We start from the raw sequence: 16,286 nt of genomic DNA on the forward strand, positions 1-16,286 counted from the left end.
TACCAAATGAATTCTAGAATGGCGATTAGTGGCTTGACTATGATATAAAATAAAATATCCCAAATAAATTTCATTTTTTATCTTCCTTTCTAGGAAGTCCCGCAATCCAAGGCAGAGTAGATATCATTTTATAAGCCGTAAGAAATTTAGCAAGCTCTATGACTTTTGGCTCAGATTCCTTCTTCTCAGTCAGTACTTCCATTCCTTTTACCCAGAGGCATATCCCAATCGCTCTAGCTATTCCTGTAAAAAAATTTGGTTGTTGATCCATGCGATTCTCCCTTGATTACTCCGACTATTACTATTCTGTTTTCATTGTATTCAGTATATCAATTTTTTATAGATAATCAAGCTTTTATCTGCAAAATAAAAAAGTTTCATAACCTTTCTAGAATAATACTAGGAAGATTATAAAACTTTTCATTATTTAATTTCTTTTTTATATCGTTCCAATTCTGCTTGGTTAGCCCAAACATAATGTCCTGGACGAATTTCAACCATAGAAGGTTTGTCAGTTTCATAGTCATGTTGATCTGGATCATAGACTTTCAAAACTTTTTTACGTTCCAAGATTGGATCTGGAATAGGAACAGCTGATAGAAGTGCTTGTGTATATGGATGAACTGGATTGTTAAACAATTCTTCAGTTTCAGCCACTTCTACAATGACACCCTTATAAATTACCGCGATACGATCAGAAATAAAACGAACTACTGACAAATCGTGGGCGATAAAGAGATAGGTTAAGCCCAATTCTTTTTGGAATTTCTTGAGCAAGTTCAAAACTTGGGCACGTACAGAAACGTCCAAGGCTGAGATTGGCTCATCCGCGATAACGAAGTCAGGTTGCATAACCAAAGCACGGGCAATCCCAATACGTTGACGTTGTCCACCTGAGAACTCATGAGGATAACGAGTTAAGTGTTCAGCCAAAAGTCCCACTTCACGAATGATATTTTGAACTTTTTCTTTTCTTTCTTCTTCGTCTTTAAATAAATGGTGGTTGTAAAGACCTTCAGAGATGATATAGTCCACTGTCGCACGTTCATTCAAACTTGCAGCTGGGTCTTGGAAAATCATTTGAATGCGACGGATTAATTCCGCTGCTTGTTCACGTGATTTTTTACCATTAATTTTTTTACCATCAAAGATGATATCTCCCTTGCTGGTATCATTAAGACCGATAATGGCACGACCAATTGTTGTCTTACCACTACCAGATTCTCCAACAAGTGAGAATGTTTCGCCTTTGTTGATAAAGAAGTTTGCATTTTTAACGGCTACAAACTTTTTGCTTCCTTCACCGAAGGAAATCTCTAAGTCTTTAACTTCTACTAATTTTTCAGACATTTCCTTCCTCCTAGTCCTCAAGATGAGCAAAGCCCATCTTTTCACGAATCTTATCGTGTAAATCTGCAATTACTGCTGGTTTTGCAACTTTTGGAGCTTGTTCATCAAGCAACCATGTTTTAGCCCAGTGAGTATCAGATACTGCAAACTGAGGAGCTTTTTCTTCGAAATCAATCTTCATCGCATAATCTGAACGAAGAGCAAAAGCATCTCCCTTCAATTCAGTATACAGTGATGGAGGTGTTCCCGGAATTGAATACAATTCTCCTTTATCGTCAGCCAGCTGTGGCAAACTTGATAAGAGGCTCCATGTGTATGGGTGACGTGGATCGTAGAAGATTTCTTCAACTGTACCATACTCAACGATTTCACCAGCATACATAACTGCAACTTTATCAGCAATACTTGCTACAACACCAAGGTCGTGTGTGATAAAGATAGTTGTAAAGTGGTATTCTTGTTGAAGTGTTTTCAACAAGTCAATAATCTGAGCTTGGATGGTCACATCAAGGGCTGTTGTTGGTTCATCACAAATCAAAACATCTGGACGACACGCAAGGGCAATCGCAATAACAATACGTTGACGCATTCCTCCAGAATACTGGAATGGATATTCATTAAAACGTCTCTCAGCGTCAGGGATACCAACCTTATTCATATAGTCAATCGCCAAGTCTTTTGCTTCTTGAGCCGTTTTCCCTTGGTGTTTAACAATAACTTCTGTGATTTGACTTCCGATTGTTTTGATTGGGTCAAGACTGGTCATCGGGTCCTGGAAGATCGTTGCAATCTTCGCACCACGAATTTGCTCCCAATCTTTATGAGAAGAAAATTCAGTCAAATCTTGGTCACGGTAAAGAATACTACCGTTCGCAATACGACCATTATCTTCCAACATTCCTGTAAAAGTTTTTGTTAAAACAGATTTCCCTGAACCAGATTCTCCAACGAGTGCAAGCACTTCGCCCTCAATCAACTCCAGAGATACTCCACGAATAGCTGTCAAAATTTTGTCACGAACATCAAATTCCACGACAATATCTTGAGCAGTCAAAATTACATTTTTTTCTTTTGTCATGTCTACTCCTATCTATGTGTACGTGGATCACTAGCATCCGCTAGGTTTTGACCAACTACGAAAAGTGACAAGGATACCAAGACCAAAGTTGTCAATGGAATCCAGAAGAGGTATGCATTTGTTGTTACGTTCTGTGAGTAATCTGAAATCAATCGACCTAAACTTGGTACTGTAATAGGCAATCCAAGTCCAAAGAATGATAGAAAGGCTTCATATGAGATAAATGCTGGAAGCATTTGTGATGTAGTCGTAACAATAACAGATACCAATTGTGGCATGATATTTTTAATGACAATTTTGTATGTTGGAGTTCCGAGTGTGCGTGAAGCAAGGTTGTACTCTAAGTCACGGTAACGCATGATTTGGATACGAATTGAGTAGGCAATCCCAATCCAAGTCGTTACACTCATGGCAAAAATCAAATTCCAGAAACCTGCTCCGATTGAGTATGTTAGGACGATAACAATCAATAAGTGTGGGATGTTGGAAATAACGTTATAAACTTCCATCATGACGCGGTCAACTGATTTTGAAATACCCCAGATACCGCCGACAATAACACCAATTACAATATTGATAAAGGTCGCAATAACGGAAATCAAGATAGAGTTACGGGCTCCAAACCAGACACCATCAAAAAGAGACTTACCATTACTATCTGTACCGAACCAATGTTCCGCATTTGGTTTAATGTAGCGAGCGCTAAAATCATTTACCTTACTTACATCATTGAAGTCGAAATCAGAAAACATTGGGTAGATGAAACTCATCAAAACGATTGAAATCAAAATACCAAGCATGATGATGGTTGATTTCTTTTTCAAAAATTGTCTAAAAACAGAACCCCAATATGAGTAGGCAGGAGCATCAATTGCTTCAGAGGCAAAGTCATCGCGTTTTACAAACTGAAATTTATCATTACTAATTGTAGACATTATTTGCCTCCTTTCTCTGTCAACTTAATACGTGGGTCAATAATTGTCATCCAAATATCCCCAATTAAGTAAGAGAAGATTGAGACGCAAGTAAAGATGAAAACTAGACCAACAACCATGTTATTATTTGACGCTTTTACAGAGTCAATCAACATTTTACCCATACCTGGGAAGGCGAAGACTGTTTCAGTAAGAGTAGCTCCACCAATAACACCGATAATAGAACCAGGAATACCTGAAACAAGTGGTACCATGGCATTTTTAAAGATGTGTTTGTTTGAAATTTCTTTCTCAGAAAGACCTTTTGCACGTGCAAAACGAACAAAGTCTTGTGATTGTAAGTCAATCATGTAACGACGAATCCAGATAGCCAAACCAGGAGCACCAAGTAAACCAAGAATAACTGCAGGTAGTACATATGAACGCCAGTCTCCAGCACCCAAGATAGGGAATGAATCAGGGAGTCCAATTGAAGAACCAATCAAACGAATGATATAGACAAGAGCGATAGTTGGAAGAGCAAGTAAGAATGTTAAAGCTCCTGTAGAGAAACTATCAATCCAAGTATTCTTGTAACGAGCCATTGCAGAACCAAGTGGAACCGCAATCGCATACGAAATTGCAAGGCCAATCAAACCAGCAATAGCAGAACTGGTAATCATAGATGGATACTGATAGTTGCTTTCAGTAGCTGTATATGGATCACCTTTACCGTAGTTCGCTACTTCACGTGCATCCGCCTGACTTGGTGATTTATAAGTTCTTGTGTAGATATTGACTGATGAAGTTTTCTTCCCAGTTGGGAATTGAACTTCAGAAGTCTTCGTTTGTCCTTGACCTTGTGTGATAACTTGAAGTACAGGAGTATTGGCATAAGTTGGGTAAGAATCTCCTAGGTTCAAGTTCACAAAGTTCTGATGAACAAATGGGAACTGACTGTTGAAGTACAAGAGGTATTTATGTTTAGTCCCTGAACCTACTAAAGACCATCCAATAGCTGGATCGTTTTCAAAACGCAAATAACGCTCTAAGTTAGGATTTTCTGGGTCTTGAATCTTGTTTGTATGGTCAATATCAAGCAAGTTTGCATAGAATTTGAACACACGCTCGAAAATAGGGATTTCACGAGTAGCATAGAATTGACCGCTCTCTGTAAACTCACCTAAAGTCCAACCGTTCCCAAGTTGTTGGATGTATTTTTCATAGATAGCTTTATTTGTATCATTTGCATCTACTGTAACAGAAGGGTCAATGCTACTAGCTTTTTCCTGCAACTCTTTTGTATCGTAATATTCGATATAACCCATACGCTCATAAACGGTATTTTCATAGTTATCGCGTTTATCAGCTGTAGTTGCAATTTTATTGTAGTTAGTATCTTGTTTGAAGATCAACTTCCGTGGAACCATCGTATAGATGATTGTGTAAATCAAGGTCGTTACTAAAAAGATAGAAACTAACGACCGCAAGATACGCATAAAAACATATTTTTTCATATTATTTCCTTTAAAATCCCAAAAGAACCTTCTCCTTTTGGAGAGAAAGTTCTAATGAGCATTATTTATTTCACGTGGCTCGCTAATTCTTTTTGAGCTTTCTCGTTTGATTCAGCTTTTTCTTTGAGCCATTTTTCACGAGCTTCTTTGTACTCTTTAGCAGTTACAGTGTTCGCTTGCAATTTAAGATATTTGAAGTAAACATCTGAACCTTTATCACCAGATTGAGTATAAGATGCTGAGAATGGTACTACGCGAGAAATGATTGGTGCTGCTCCTGAAGAAGACATAGCTGGAAGGAAGAGTGAGCTATCTGTCAACCAAGCTTGAGCTGCTGCATATTTCTCATAACGTTTATTAAGATCGGTTGTTTCACTAGCTGCATCATCAACTAATTTGTCATAATCATTCAAACCAACTTGAGCAACCGCTGGGTTTGATGGATTATCATAGCCCATGTAGGACTTAGTTGTTTCACTGTTAGTTGTTTTCAAGATATCAAGGTATGTTGATGGATCATCATAGTCTGGATTCCATCCAACAGCACCTGAAAGGTCCCAATCTTCTGCTGCCGCACTAGCTGCGTAGTATGTGGCATTTTGTAATTCATCTGTAGTGATTTGTTGAATATCGATAACTACATTATCTGTACCCAAAGCCGTCTCAACAGATTGTTTAAATGATTGGATACGAGCGATATAGTTTTTAGATGTTTGGTCAACTGGAATATCCAAGTGGATTGGGAATTTTACACCATCTGCTTCAAGGACTTTTTTAGCTTTAGCTAGTTCTGCTTTAGCCTTATCAGCATTGTAAAGACCATCTTGAGCATCCGCAAAGTTTACGTCTTTCCATTCATCACCATAAGAAACAACTTTCTCAGTAACCAAGTCACCAAATGTCTTATCTCCAGCAGAAACAAAGTCAGGTTTGACAAAGAGGTTACGAACAGCAAGGGCGGCTCCATCCTTACCATTTAGCTGAGCTGAATAAGCAGTACGGTCAAAAGCAAAGTTCAAAGCTTGACGGAAGTCTTTGTTAAGAAGAGCTTTCTTAGTAGAAGTCTTTTCCTCGTCAGTTGTTTTTGATGTATATTTATAACTTTGACGGTCAATGTTAACACCTAAACCAGCAATACCAGCTCCCTGTGGGGTATAGTAGATATTATCTTTATATGTTTCTGCTACTTTAGAATAGTTTGAGCTAGTAGGGAAGAGACGTGCATAACTATATGCACCATTTGTAAAGTTACGCTCAAGTGACTCTTGGTCTGAACCATCATAGTAAGAAAGTGTTACAGTATCGATGTGAACATTGTCTTTATCCCAATACTGATCATTCTTTGCAAATTCGATAGAAGACTTAGCTGTCAATCCCTTAAGCAAGAATGGACCATTGTAAAGCAATGATGTTGGATCTGTCGCTTTACCAAAGTCTTTACCTTTTGATTTTTCAAACTCTGCATTCAAAGGCCAGAAGATTCCATAAGATAATTTAGAGTTCCAGTATGGTTCAGGTTTGTTCAATGTATATTGAAGAGTGTAATCATCAACAGCTTTAATACCTACTGCAGAAAAGTCTGTATTGTTCCCTGATATATAGTCAGCCAATCCTTTAACAGAATTTTGTGCTAGGTAAAGAGCGGCTGATTTATTGTCAGCTGCGTGTTTTAAACCTGTAACAAAGTCATTTGCAGTTACTTCTGCATATTCTTCACCATCAGATGTGAACCATTTTACACCTTTACGAATCTTGTATGTATATGTCAATCCATCTTGAGATACTGACCAGTCTTCAGCGACTGCAGGAGTTAGATTTCCATATTGGTCATTTGTAAAGAGACCATCGATACCATTTGAAGTAGCAACTTTTGTACTTTGTTTACCAGAAATTAGGTAGTCCAATGTTTCTGGGTCAGCAGTATAAGTATAGCCATAAGCCTTTGGTGCTTCAGCATTTGATGATTTTGAAGAACCGCAAGCTGCAAGAACACCTGTAGCAAGTAGCGCAACACCCGCTACCGCAAGAATCCGACTTTTTTTCATATTTTTAAACTCCTCGTTTTAAATTGTGGATATTGAAGATTATACCACAGTTTTTTTAAAAAGTAAACGAATTTTCAGAATATTTTGTCGCATGTTTTTTTAAACATTTGAATCTTATGTTTTCAGAAAAGAAAACTATTGACGAGAAACAATTTTCAAGGTATAATAATAAAAGTTAAGGCGGTATAGCCAAGTGGTAAGGCACGGCTCTGCAAAAGCTTGATCGTCGGTTCAAATCCGTCTACCGCCTCTATATAAACGAAGACTCCTAACGGAGTCTTTTCTTTTTTGCACTTAAAAAGCTTTATCAGTATTCTCTGATAAAGCTTTTGTTTTATTCAGTTTCTTCTTCTGATTCAAGTTCTTGAATTTGAACCTTAAGCTTGGTGACACGACCATTTTTTACCTTGTCATTTGTCAAGGTGATATGCTTGTTGCCACTATCTAACTCATAACTGAGTTTTTCTGATGTTGGAATAGTTCCCACACCAGTCAAATAATAACCAGCAATGGTATCTACATCGTCACTTTCAAGCTCGACATCAAAATAATCATTGAAATCGTTCAAATTCATTGTCCCTTGGACAATATGAGTGCCCTCGCCGATAGTATGAACATAGACTTCAGCACGGTCAGTCTCATCATCAATCTCACCAACAATCTCTTCAAGGAGGTCCTCGAGTGTTACCAAACCAGCCATTCCTCCGTATTCATCAAGAAGAATAGCCATCTGTCTTTGTGAATTTCTCAGTTCTTTTAACAAATCATCAACAAAAATAGTTTCAGGTACAAAGAGAGGTTCCTGTAATATCTTTTTCAATACAATATTATCAAAACCATCGGTAAAACCCGCTTTTAGCAGACTCTTGGTGTGAATCAAACCAATCACGTTGTCCTTGTCATCATCATAGACAGGAATTCGAGAAAAGTTTTGTTTTAAAATACTTTCGATAATGGTCTGAGTGTCATCTTGGATATCTACCATGAAGGCATCTGTTCGAGGAACCATGACTTCACGTGCCATGAGCTCATCTAGTGAGAAAATTCCTTGCAACATTTCGATTTCATCCGCATCCAAAGTTTCTTCACTATTGGTAAGCATATACTCAATCTCATCCCGAGTCATTTTTTCATCTGCATCGTCAAATGTCATTGGTGTCAAACGACTCAAGAGATTGGTTGATGCTGATAGCATCCAAACAAAGGGACTCACAATCTTACCGAGAGCAATAATAAATGGCACTGTTCGGATTGCCAAGGCATCTTTTAGATTTAGAGCAATGCGTTTAGGATAAAGTTCACCAAAAACGATTGAAATATAGGTCAAAAAAGCAAGTGACAGGAAGCTTGCGATTGCATGCGCAGTTTCGCTATTCCCCATCCATGAGGCTATCAATTGTCCAAGAGAGTCTGCAAGTTTAGCCCCTGACAAGATTGTAATTAAAGTAATCCCAACTTGAATGGTTGATAAAAAGTGATTTGGGTTTTCAAGTACCTTTAGCAAACGGATATAACGTTTATCACCTTCTTCAGCCTTTTGTTCAACACGTGAACGACTAAGGGAAACCATAGCCATCTCTGTCGCAGAGAAAAAAGCATTTAAAAAGGTCAAAACAACTAATAATACAAACTGCAGTAACAAATCCTGACTGCTCGGGTCTTCCATTTTCCTTCTCCTAAAAAGTATAATTGAGACTATTATACCATATTTTTCAATTTCTACACATTAATTTTCGATTTCTATAGTAAATCCCCTATCAAAACGATAAGGGATTATCTATTTATTAGTCTTTTGTAACCGTAACTTCCCCTGTTCGGTAATCTAACCGAATTCCCTTTTGAACATTAGGAATTACTACATTAAACTCCAATTCTCCGTCAGAGGATTTTGCTTCAATTTGAGAGGCAGAAGGTACTAGGTCCTCTTCTGTCGCATACAGTAGCGTAACGCGGTAACGCACTCGTTTATTCTTATCTAGCGCTTTTCGAACTAAACCTTCATAATAGTTTTGTCCTGTTGAATCTTCTGCGCGAGCTTGGTTGGCCCAGGCTGTTTGTACAGCGATGTTTTTAGGATTACTAGTAGATGCATCAAAGCCATCTAGACCACCAATCAAGGCATAGCCTAATAAATGTCCTCTATCTACAGCGTGATTATAACTTCCTTTTAGGTTCTTGACCTGATGCCAGCCTGCTGGAGTCCAAGAGGTCGAACCATTACCCGTCTCTTCGCGATCCTTATACTGTCGAGTTGCTTTTGACATGAGAGCATTGGCTACGGTAGGAACGGTCTCACCACCTACAGTTTTAGTTTTATTATCAGCATAGGGTTTACTTGATACCTTAGCATCTAGATTGGTTTTGTTCCCATTTACAATAAAGGCACCTGCTCCATTCCACTCAAGGGATCCCTTTATTTGTTTTTTGACCGAATCAGTCAATACACTCTCAGCCAATTCTTGACTAGGAGTATCAGGTGACTCTGACTTTTGCTGTACCTGTGTTTGTGGTGTATTATTGGAAGCCTGCATTTCTCTTATGTAGTAACTTCCTGCCGACAAAAGTAGAAAAATCAGGAGACCTATGAGGGCCTGTCTGGTTTTTTTATTCATGTTTCCTCCTTATTTTTTATCCTTAGAAAAAGGCCGGTTCCCCAGCCTATTTCCCTGTAAATTTTGCAATCAGTTCATGCCATTTATCGGGTGTCAAAATTGCCCACGGATCTTGACCTTTTCCTACGATACCATAGCCAATCATCAAGCCAATTCCAAGCGCCAAAATCCCTAGAAGCAAAACAATAATGACCAATAGAAATCGACGTAGCACATAAGATACTTCTTTATTCATCTTCATCAGCTTCCACACTTACCCGTTCAATATTAGCCCCTAACTGAGCTAATTTTTCATGGAAACGATAATAACCTCTATCCAAATGGACAAGTTTCCCAACAACAGTCTCACCTTCAGCTATTAAACCTGTCAGGATCAAGGCTGCACTGGCACGAAGGTCCGTAGACAGCACTTCTGCCCCTTGGAGAGGTTGCCCGCCAACGATACGAGCAGTGTCACGGATGATCTCAGAATGCAAGCCCATGCGACGCATTTCTTCTAGATGTTGGAAGCGATTCTCAAAGACTGTCTCAATCATAGTCGATTCTCCTTGAGCAACCGTCATAAGAGCAGTAAACTGCGCCTGCATGTCCGTAGGAAACCCTGGATGTGGTAAGGTCTTGACATGAACTGCTTTTAGTTTGTCTCGTTGAGAACGGATGCGGATTCCTTCATCTTCGTCGATGACTTCAACACCCATTTCTTGTAATTTCGCCAACAAGGGACGGTTGTGTTCCCAGATAGCATCTTGAATCAGGACATCTCCACCTGTCATTGCAGCAGCAACCATGAATGTCCCTGCTTCGATGCGGTCTTGAACAACGTTATGGGTTGCACCATGCAAGTTTTCAACACCAGTGATGGTAATGCTCTCTGTTCCCGCACCTTTGACTTTAGCTCCCATTTTATTCAAGAAGACAGCCAAGTCTACAATTTCAGGTTCACGCGCAGCATTTTCGATAACAGTTACGCCATCAGCTAGCGTTGCAGCCATCATCAAGTTTTGGGTTGCCCCAACACTAGGAAAGTCCATATAGATATGGGCTCCATGCAAGCGTTCTGCCTTAGCTTCGATATAACCAGCTGTTTGGGTAATCTTAGCCCCCATTGCTTCCAAACCTTTAAGGTGAAGGTCAATCGGACGACTACCAATCGTACAGCCACCTGGCATGGAAACTTTAGCATGACCAACTCTAGCTAGAATTGGACCCAAGACTACAATAGACGCACGCATCTTGCTAACATACTTATAAGGTGCTTCTTCTGTGATATCATCTGTCGCATCAACTTCAACAATATGTGCTTCTTGATCAAAGTCCACTTTCGCATTTAATCCACGAACCACTTGATTCATGGTAAAGACATCTGATAAGATCGGAACATTTTTTAAAACTGTTTTTCCTTCACTTGCTAAAATAGTCGCCGCAAGTAGTGGTAAAACTGCATTTTTCGCACCTTCAATCGTAACACTTCCAACTAGGCGATTATCTCCACCTTGAACTACAATTTTTTCCATGGATATTTTCCTTTACTATTGATTTTGTATTAGACTTACTTTTTGAATAATCCTTTTATCTATTTTATTAACAATCCACGCCAAAATCAGACTAATTATCAACACAAATAATGTGAATAGTACATCGTTTACTCTAGATGACACAAATATTTTTGCTAACATAGAAATTACTAATCCATGTATCATATATAATTCAAACGATATACGACCAATTAAATTTAAATAGACATTTGAAAAATTTATTTTTTTCAAAAAAACTATAATAAAATAGATTGTAAAAATAATATTATCTAAATTAGCAGCTAGTGCATAACTATAGCTATCTTCTATGTGTAAATACTTAAGTAAAATATCGTATCTATGTGAAACAAAGAGTAACACAGTGACTAAAACAATTACGATAAAGTAATATTTTTCTAAAAATCTATCAATTTTATTTTGATTTTTAGCCCATATTAGGCCAATAGCGAAGGCAAGAACGCTATTATACCACCAAAAATTATAACCTAACTTTATAGCCAAGCAGATGTAACAGATTATAAATATTGTATTGAAAACAATAGACAAGAACTTATTTTGAAAAAACTTAAACGATAAATAAAAAAATATATACATTAAAATTATAATGTCTACGAACCAACCATTATAGATAATAGTACTTCCTTGTTTAAATAAATTAATAAAGAAATTTAAATCAATTAATTGACCATTTACGAATCTATAAAACATATAAATCAAAGATATAATAAAAAATGGAACTATAATTTTGGAAAGTCTTTTTACTAAAAAATTATCCAGATAGTTTTCTCTGCTTTCATTTTGAACATACAACCCGTATGCAGATAAAAAGAAAAATATAGAAACGATATAGGTCCCCATATACGAAAAATTAGAAAACTCCTCACCAGTTTTAACCAATGGTGATATATGATGAAATATTATTCCTAAAGCTAAAAAACCTCTAAGACCTGATGTGGACTTAACATTGAGATACTCCTTGTTTTGAGGCAACAAATAAAGTAATAGCGTTATCAACAATAAGATTACAATATCCATTAAATCTCTTTCTCCAAATATCTTTATTAATTCTTAAAAATTATAATAATCCTCGTACTGCTTCTTGCCATAATTGATAGAGATTTAGGAAAAAAGAACTAATCAGATACCCTAAACCGATACTACACAATACTACTAAAAGTCGTACCTTCCTCGCATTGTCCTTAGTTACCTTTAAAATTTGATCCCATTTGACCAAATCTTTCAACAGTTGAAAAACTAGGTAGACAAAAAACATATGACTACTGAGGGTAAAAAACAATTGAATCATCTGCCTATTATACCATCTTCTCTTTTTCTACGCTAGTCTATGGACTTGCACTATATTTTATGGGTTGTTTTTCAAGTAATCAATTGCATCCTGAAGTGTTTTTACAGGAACAATCTTCATGTCTGTTTTAATCATTTCAGCAGCTTCTACAGCCGTGTCATAATTACTTTTAGCATTAGGATTGGCCTTTTTAGCTTCTTCAGTTACTGGATTGTTTGGAGCAAAGAATACAGTAGCTCCTTTTTTTGCAGCAGCAACAACTTTTTTGTCAATTCCACCAATATCACCAACATTTCCATCTCTGTCGATACTTCCTGTACCAGCAATGATTCGTCCATTTCGAAGAGTAGGGTCTGCAATTTGCGTATAGATGGATAAACTAAACATCATTCCAGCACTCGGACCACCAATGCCAGCAGTTGAAAACTTGATTGGCACATAACTTGACACTTCTGTGCGGTCAATCAAACCGATTCCAATACCGTTTTTCCCATTTTCCAGAGTAATGATTTTTCCTTCAGCAGTCTTGACTTTTCCGTCTTCCTGGTAGGTAACCTTAACCTTGTCTCCAAGAGTTTGAGAGTTGACGTAGTCGACCATCTCCTTGGAGCTTTCAAAAGTCTTATCGTTTACAGCCGTCACGGTGTCAGCGATATTGAGAATCCCCTTGAAAGTCGAGTTATCCGTCACAGTCAAAACATAGACCCCCAGATATTTGAGCTCTATTTCCTTACCAGCAGATTTCAGACCTTGATATTTGGCCATGTTTTGCGAAGTTTCCATGTAAAACTGGTTGATTCGCATAAATTCTGCATCTGAAGAACCACCTGTCATCTCTTTAGCACTTCGAATATCCGTAAAAGGCGTCAGCCAAGCATAAACCAAGTCCACCAGTCTAGCATGTTTAACCCCAACTGTCACAAATTGATAGGAACCTTCCTCTTGGTCAGCTTGATTATTGACTTGTAAGACTTTTCGAATATCTTCTGAAGTCCCTGGAACCTCAATGTAATAAGGCAGGGGTACCGTAAAAGCTATAAAAGTAATAACAAGCCCAATGATTAAATATATGGGCCATCTAGTTTTTTTCTTCATGTTTTAACTCCTCTAAGACAGCATTTGGGACATACTCACTGATATCTTGACCAAATTTCAACAATTCTCTCACAGCTGAAGAACTAATATAGATATGTTCTGGGCGACTGTGGAGATAGACTGTCTCCATTTCTCCTGCTAATTGATGGTTGTAAAAATCAAAACTAGCTTCATACTGAAGATCAGTAGCATTACGCAAGCCACGCACCAAGACCTCTACACCTAGTTTTCTAGCAACATCAACCACTAACTCATCGTGAGAAGCTATGACTTGAACATTTTCTAAATGTACCACTGCTTTTTCAACCGTCTCTAGTCGGCTTTCTATCGGTAAAAATCCATTTTTGTGTGGATTATAAAAAATTCCTACATACAATTGATCAAAGAGCTTACTTGCACGCTCAATGAGATCCATATGCCCATTCGTCATTGGATCAAATGAACCTGTAAACAACCCAATCTTATCTGACATAAACCGTCACCTTACTAATCCCATATATTTTTTCCTTCCAGATGCCCAAACAGGCGATTTCTTCTGGAAGTTCTACTGATTTATCAGTCTCGCAGACCACCATGACATCTTCTGAAAAAAGATTTCTCTCCGCCATTTTTTCAATATCCGACACGATTTGTTCTTTTGCATAGGGAGGGTCCAAGAAAATAAGATCAAAGACACCATCAATCTGTTCCAATGCACGGCTAGATTCCATTTTCAATAATTGAAACTTTGAGGTTTCCTTGGTCATCCGGATATTTTCTGCCACAATATTCTGGGCCCGTCTATCCCTCTCGACCAGAACAGCACTTGACATTCCCCTTGAAACTGCTTCGATGGATAAACCGCCGCTACCCGCATAAAGATCTAGTACACGTCCTCCTTCAAAGTAGGGACCAATCATATTGAAAATAGCTCCTCGGACCTTGTCTGATGTCGGCCTCGTTGTTTTGCCCTCCAACGTCTTTAAAGGACGTCCTCCGTAGATTCCTGATACGATTTTCATAAGGTATATTATACCAAATTCTGATAAAAAAAAGAAAATCGAACCTTGCGGCTCGATTGATTAAAGAATATTGTCGTAAGTATCTCTGACTTCTTGTGGCCAAACACTTGTTTGAACTTCACCGATATGTTTCTTACGAAGTAAGAACATAGCCATACGTGATTGACCAATTCCTCCACCAATTGTCAATGGGAAGAGACCGTTTAAGAGAGCTTTGTGCCATTCCAAAGAAAGACGATCTTCATCTCCTGTAATAGCTACTTGTCGACGGAGGGTATCTTCATCGACACGAATTCCCATTGAAGATAATTCAAAGGCTGCACCCAAGTTATCATTCCAGACAAGGATATCTCCATTCAAGCCATGATAACCATTTTCAGATTCAGTTGTCCAGTCATCATAGTCTGGTGCACGGCCATCATGAGGTTTCCCATCCGATAATACACCACCGATACCAATTAGGAAGACAGCACCGAATTCCTTACAGATAGCATTTTCACGTTCTTTCGGTGTCAAGTCTGGATAGCGTTCAACAAGCTCTTCTGTATGGATAAAGGTAATTTGCTTAGGCAAAATTGACTCAATATCGTATCGTGCTTCAACTGCTAGCTCAGTCAAACGAATAGCCTTATAAATCTTTTCAACTGTTTCTTTAAGATAGGCTAGATTGCGTTTTCCATTAGGAATAACCTTTTCCCAGTCCCACTGGTCCACATAAACCGAATGAGTCGCATCTAGTGAATCTTCGTCCGGACGAAGAGCCTTCATGTGAACGAAGAGACCTTCTCCTTCACCGAAACCAAAACGTGCCAAAGTATGGCGTTTCCACTTAGCAAGTGAATGTACCACCTCGTAGGTTTCGTCTGGAATTTGCAGAACCTTAACAGATACTGGATGTTCAATCCCTGAAAGGTTATCCTGCATCCCGTCTCCAACCTTACTTAAGATTGGGCCTTGTACTTCTACTACTTCTAACTTATCTTTTAAATACTGGGTAAAGGTATTTTTCACAAATGAAATCTCTTCTTGCTGATGGATAAAACTTTTCTTCATACATTCCTCCTTTAGAATAATAATAAAGATTATACCTTTTTATCAGTAAAAATAAAAGAAAAAAGAGCTCATTTGAGCTCTAAAAGCATTAATCGTCACGTCCAAAGATACGTAGGAAGCTAAGGAAGAGGTTGATAAAGTCAAGGTAGAGGCTAAGTGCTAAAGAAATTGCCCAGCCTGTAGCGACTTGACCATCTGACTCTTCGTAAACATAACGAATCTTTTGATTATCCCAAGCAATCAAACCTGCAAAAACAAGCACCATAACAATACTAATAATGTAGTCCATTAGGCCACTATTTAAGAAGATATTGACAACCATGGCCAGTATTAGACCAAATAAAGCTGCAATCAATGCACGTCCGATACCACTCAAATCCTTTTTGATGACGACTCCTATGATAGCCATGACAAAGAAGAGGGCTGCACTGGAAATAAAGGCAGTCAAAACTGTTCCTGGAAGATAGAGCGATACGATGAAACTCAGCGAAAAACCGTTCACTACTGAATAGATGAGAAACATCGGAAGAGCTGCTGGGCTATTTTTATAAGCCATATTGCTGGCTGCAATTACAAGAGCAACTTCAACTACTCCTGTCACGATTAGCCATATGCGTGCATTTAACATTAACTGTACGAGAAGGTCTTGGAAGGTTGTTAACATTAAGGCTGAGACAATTGCAGATAAGGCAATCCCAATCCCTACAAAAGCATAAACTTTTGCATAAAATTGATTCAAACCAGAACGTTCTTGAATAATTGTTTGATTCATATTTCTTC

General features: G+C 38.1%; 17 protein-coding genes and 1 tRNA gene. 1 reads left to right on the forward strand and 17 read right to left on the reverse strand.

Going from position 1 to position 16,286, the window contains the following annotated elements; genetic code table 11:
- Positions 1-70: 70 nt before the first annotated feature.
- From HW271_RS07400 to HW271_RS07425, 6 genes are all read right to left on the reverse strand, one after another.
- Positions 71-271 carry a mechanosensitive ion channel protein MscL gene (locus HW271_RS07400; RefSeq protein WP_178895472.1) on the reverse strand — a complete coding sequence of 67 codons (201 nt, stop codon included), beginning with the start codon at positions 269-271 and terminating at the stop codon, positions 71-73.
- 152 nt (positions 272-423) lie between these two features.
- Positions 424-1,350, reverse strand: coding sequence for an ATP-binding cassette domain-containing protein (locus tag HW271_RS07405; protein WP_178895473.1), 927 nt, complete (start codon positions 1,348-1,350; stop codon positions 424-426).
- Between the two features lie 10 nt (positions 1,351-1,360).
- A complete protein-coding gene (locus HW271_RS07410) occupies positions 1,361-2,428 on the reverse strand; it encodes an ABC transporter ATP-binding protein (RefSeq protein WP_006150205.1) in 1,068 nt (355 codons plus the stop codon).
- 8 nt (positions 2,429-2,436) lie between these two features.
- A complete protein-coding gene (gene oppC / locus HW271_RS07415; RefSeq protein ID WP_006150281.1) occupies positions 2,437-3,363 on the reverse strand; it encodes an oligopeptide ABC transporter permease OppC in 927 nt (308 codons plus the stop codon).
- Positions 3,363-4,859 (reverse strand): ABC transporter permease, encoded by a 1,497-nt coding sequence (locus tag HW271_RS07420; protein ID WP_178895474.1) that lies wholly within the window; start codon positions 4,857-4,859, stop codon positions 3,363-3,365. The genes oppC and HW271_RS07420 overlap by 1 nt, the downstream gene beginning before the upstream one ends.
- A 65-nt stretch (positions 4,860-4,924) precedes the next feature.
- Positions 4,925-6,904, reverse strand: a complete 1,980-nt coding sequence (locus tag HW271_RS07425) for a peptide ABC transporter substrate-binding protein (protein ID WP_006150231.1) — start codon at positions 6,902-6,904, stop codon at positions 4,925-4,927.
- Positions 6,905-7,083: 179 nt separating this feature from the next.
- On the opposite strand from HW271_RS07425, the gene HW271_RS07430 reads away from it, so the two are divergent.
- Positions 7,084-7,154: transfer RNA gene (locus tag HW271_RS07430), tRNA-Cys, on the forward strand.
- 84 nt (positions 7,155-7,238) lie between these two features.
- Here HW271_RS07430 and HW271_RS07435 read toward each other — a convergent pair.
- The 11 genes from HW271_RS07435 to HW271_RS07485 all read right to left on the reverse strand — a co-directional run bounded on the left by HW271_RS07435 (position 7,239) and on the right by HW271_RS07485 (position 16,278).
- Positions 7,239-8,570 (reverse strand): hemolysin family protein, encoded by a 1,332-nt coding sequence (locus HW271_RS07435; protein WP_178895475.1) that lies wholly within the window; start codon positions 8,568-8,570, stop codon positions 7,239-7,241.
- Positions 8,571-8,688: 118 nt separating this feature from the next.
- On the reverse strand, positions 8,689-9,516 hold the full coding sequence (locus HW271_RS07440; RefSeq protein WP_178895476.1) for a DNA/RNA non-specific endonuclease: 828 nt from the start codon (positions 9,514-9,516) through the stop codon (positions 8,689-8,691).
- Between the two features lie 46 nt (positions 9,517-9,562).
- Positions 9,563-9,757, reverse strand: a complete 195-nt coding sequence (locus HW271_RS07445) for a DNA-directed RNA polymerase subunit beta (RefSeq protein ID WP_178895477.1) — start codon at positions 9,755-9,757, stop codon at positions 9,563-9,565.
- Positions 9,744-11,030 carry a UDP-N-acetylglucosamine 1-carboxyvinyltransferase gene (murA, locus tag HW271_RS07450; protein ID WP_178895478.1) on the reverse strand — a complete coding sequence of 429 codons (1,287 nt, stop codon included), beginning with the start codon at positions 11,028-11,030 and terminating at the stop codon, positions 9,744-9,746. The genes HW271_RS07445 and murA overlap by 14 nt, the downstream gene beginning before the upstream one ends.
- A gap of 15 nt (positions 11,031-11,045) precedes the next feature.
- The gene (locus tag HW271_RS07455) at positions 11,046-12,086 is read right to left on the reverse strand and encodes an acyltransferase (RefSeq protein WP_178895479.1); all 1,041 of its coding nucleotides are present in this window, start codon (positions 12,084-12,086) and stop codon (positions 11,046-11,048) included.
- A 40-nt stretch (positions 12,087-12,126) separates the two neighbouring features.
- Positions 12,127-12,357, reverse strand: a complete 231-nt coding sequence (locus HW271_RS07460) for a DUF1146 family protein (RefSeq protein ID WP_178895480.1) — start codon at positions 12,355-12,357, stop codon at positions 12,127-12,129.
- A gap of 57 nt (positions 12,358-12,414) precedes the next feature.
- Positions 12,415-13,452, reverse strand: a complete 1,038-nt coding sequence (locus HW271_RS07465; protein ID WP_178895481.1) for a SepM family pheromone-processing serine protease — start codon at positions 13,450-13,452, stop codon at positions 12,415-12,417.
- Positions 13,436-13,924, reverse strand: a complete 489-nt coding sequence (gene coaD / locus HW271_RS07470) for a pantetheine-phosphate adenylyltransferase (RefSeq protein WP_178895482.1) — start codon at positions 13,922-13,924, stop codon at positions 13,436-13,438. The genes HW271_RS07465 and coaD overlap by 17 nt, the downstream gene beginning before the upstream one ends.
- A complete protein-coding gene (gene rsmD / locus HW271_RS07475) occupies positions 13,914-14,453 on the reverse strand; it encodes a 16S rRNA (guanine(966)-N(2))-methyltransferase RsmD (protein WP_178895483.1) in 540 nt (179 codons plus the stop codon). The genes coaD and rsmD overlap by 11 nt, the downstream gene beginning before the upstream one ends.
- 60 nt (positions 14,454-14,513) lie before the next feature.
- Positions 14,514-15,506: an aspartate--ammonia ligase gene (gene asnA / locus HW271_RS07480; protein ID WP_178895484.1), complete on the reverse strand. Its 993-nt coding sequence runs from the start codon at positions 15,504-15,506 to the stop codon at positions 14,514-14,516.
- Between the two features lie 88 nt (positions 15,507-15,594).
- Positions 15,595-16,278, reverse strand: coding sequence for a Bax inhibitor-1/YccA family protein (locus HW271_RS07485; RefSeq protein WP_178895485.1), 684 nt, complete (start codon positions 16,276-16,278; stop codon positions 15,595-15,597).
- Between the last annotated feature and the right edge of the window lie 8 nt (positions 16,279-16,286).

Origin of the sequence: Streptococcus sp. oral taxon 061 (assembly GCF_013394695.1) — a bacterium.
In the GTDB taxonomy this organism is placed as follows: Bacteria; Bacillota; Bacilli; order Lactobacillales; family Streptococcaceae; genus Streptococcus.

Excerpts from the sequence above, each read along its gene's own strand:
- HW271_RS07400 (WP_178895472.1), bottom strand. The coding sequence starts at position 271 with ATGGATCAACAACCAAATTTTTTTACAGGAATAGCTAGAGCGATTGGG.
- HW271_RS07405 (WP_178895473.1), bottom strand. The coding sequence starts at position 1,350 with ATGTCTGAAAAATTAGTAGAAGTTAAAGACTTAGAGATTTCCTTCGGT.
- HW271_RS07410 (WP_006150205.1), bottom strand. The coding sequence starts at position 2,428 with ATGACAAAAGAAAAAAATGTAATTTTGACTGCTCAAGATATTGTCGTG.
- oppC (WP_006150281.1), bottom strand. The coding sequence starts at position 3,363 with ATGTCTACAATTAGTAATGATAAATTTCAGTTTGTAAAACGCGATGAC.
- HW271_RS07420 (WP_178895474.1), bottom strand. The coding sequence starts at position 4,859 with ATGAAAAAATATGTTTTTATGCGTATCTTGCGGTCGTTAGTTTCTATC.
- HW271_RS07425 (WP_006150231.1), bottom strand. The coding sequence starts at position 6,904 with ATGAAAAAAAGTCGGATTCTTGCGGTAGCGGGTGTTGCGCTACTTGCT.
- HW271_RS07435 (WP_178895475.1), bottom strand. The coding sequence starts at position 8,570 with ATGGAAGACCCGAGCAGTCAGGATTTGTTACTGCAGTTTGTATTATTA.
- HW271_RS07440 (WP_178895476.1), bottom strand. The coding sequence starts at position 9,516 with ATGAATAAAAAAACCAGACAGGCCCTCATAGGTCTCCTGATTTTTCTA.
- HW271_RS07445 (WP_178895477.1), bottom strand. The coding sequence starts at position 9,757 with ATGAAGATGAATAAAGAAGTATCTTATGTGCTACGTCGATTTCTATTG.
- murA (WP_178895478.1), bottom strand. The coding sequence starts at position 11,030 with ATGGAAAAAATTGTAGTTCAAGGTGGAGATAATCGCCTAGTTGGAAGT.
- HW271_RS07455 (WP_178895479.1), bottom strand. The coding sequence starts at position 12,086 with ATGGATATTGTAATCTTATTGTTGATAACGCTATTACTTTATTTGTTG.
- HW271_RS07460 (WP_178895480.1), bottom strand. The coding sequence starts at position 12,357 with ATGATTCAATTGTTTTTTACCCTCAGTAGTCATATGTTTTTTGTCTAC.
- HW271_RS07465 (WP_178895481.1), bottom strand. The coding sequence starts at position 13,452 with ATGAAGAAAAAAACTAGATGGCCCATATATTTAATCATTGGGCTTGTT.
- coaD (WP_178895482.1), bottom strand. The coding sequence starts at position 13,924 with ATGTCAGATAAGATTGGGTTGTTTACAGGTTCATTTGATCCAATGACG.
- rsmD (WP_178895483.1), bottom strand. The coding sequence starts at position 14,453 with ATGAAAATCGTATCAGGAATCTACGGAGGACGTCCTTTAAAGACGTTG.
- asnA (WP_178895484.1), bottom strand. The coding sequence starts at position 15,506 with ATGAAGAAAAGTTTTATCCATCAGCAAGAAGAGATTTCATTTGTGAAA.
- HW271_RS07485 (WP_178895485.1), bottom strand. The coding sequence starts at position 16,278 with ATGAATCAAACAATTATTCAAGAACGTTCTGGTTTGAATCAATTTTAT.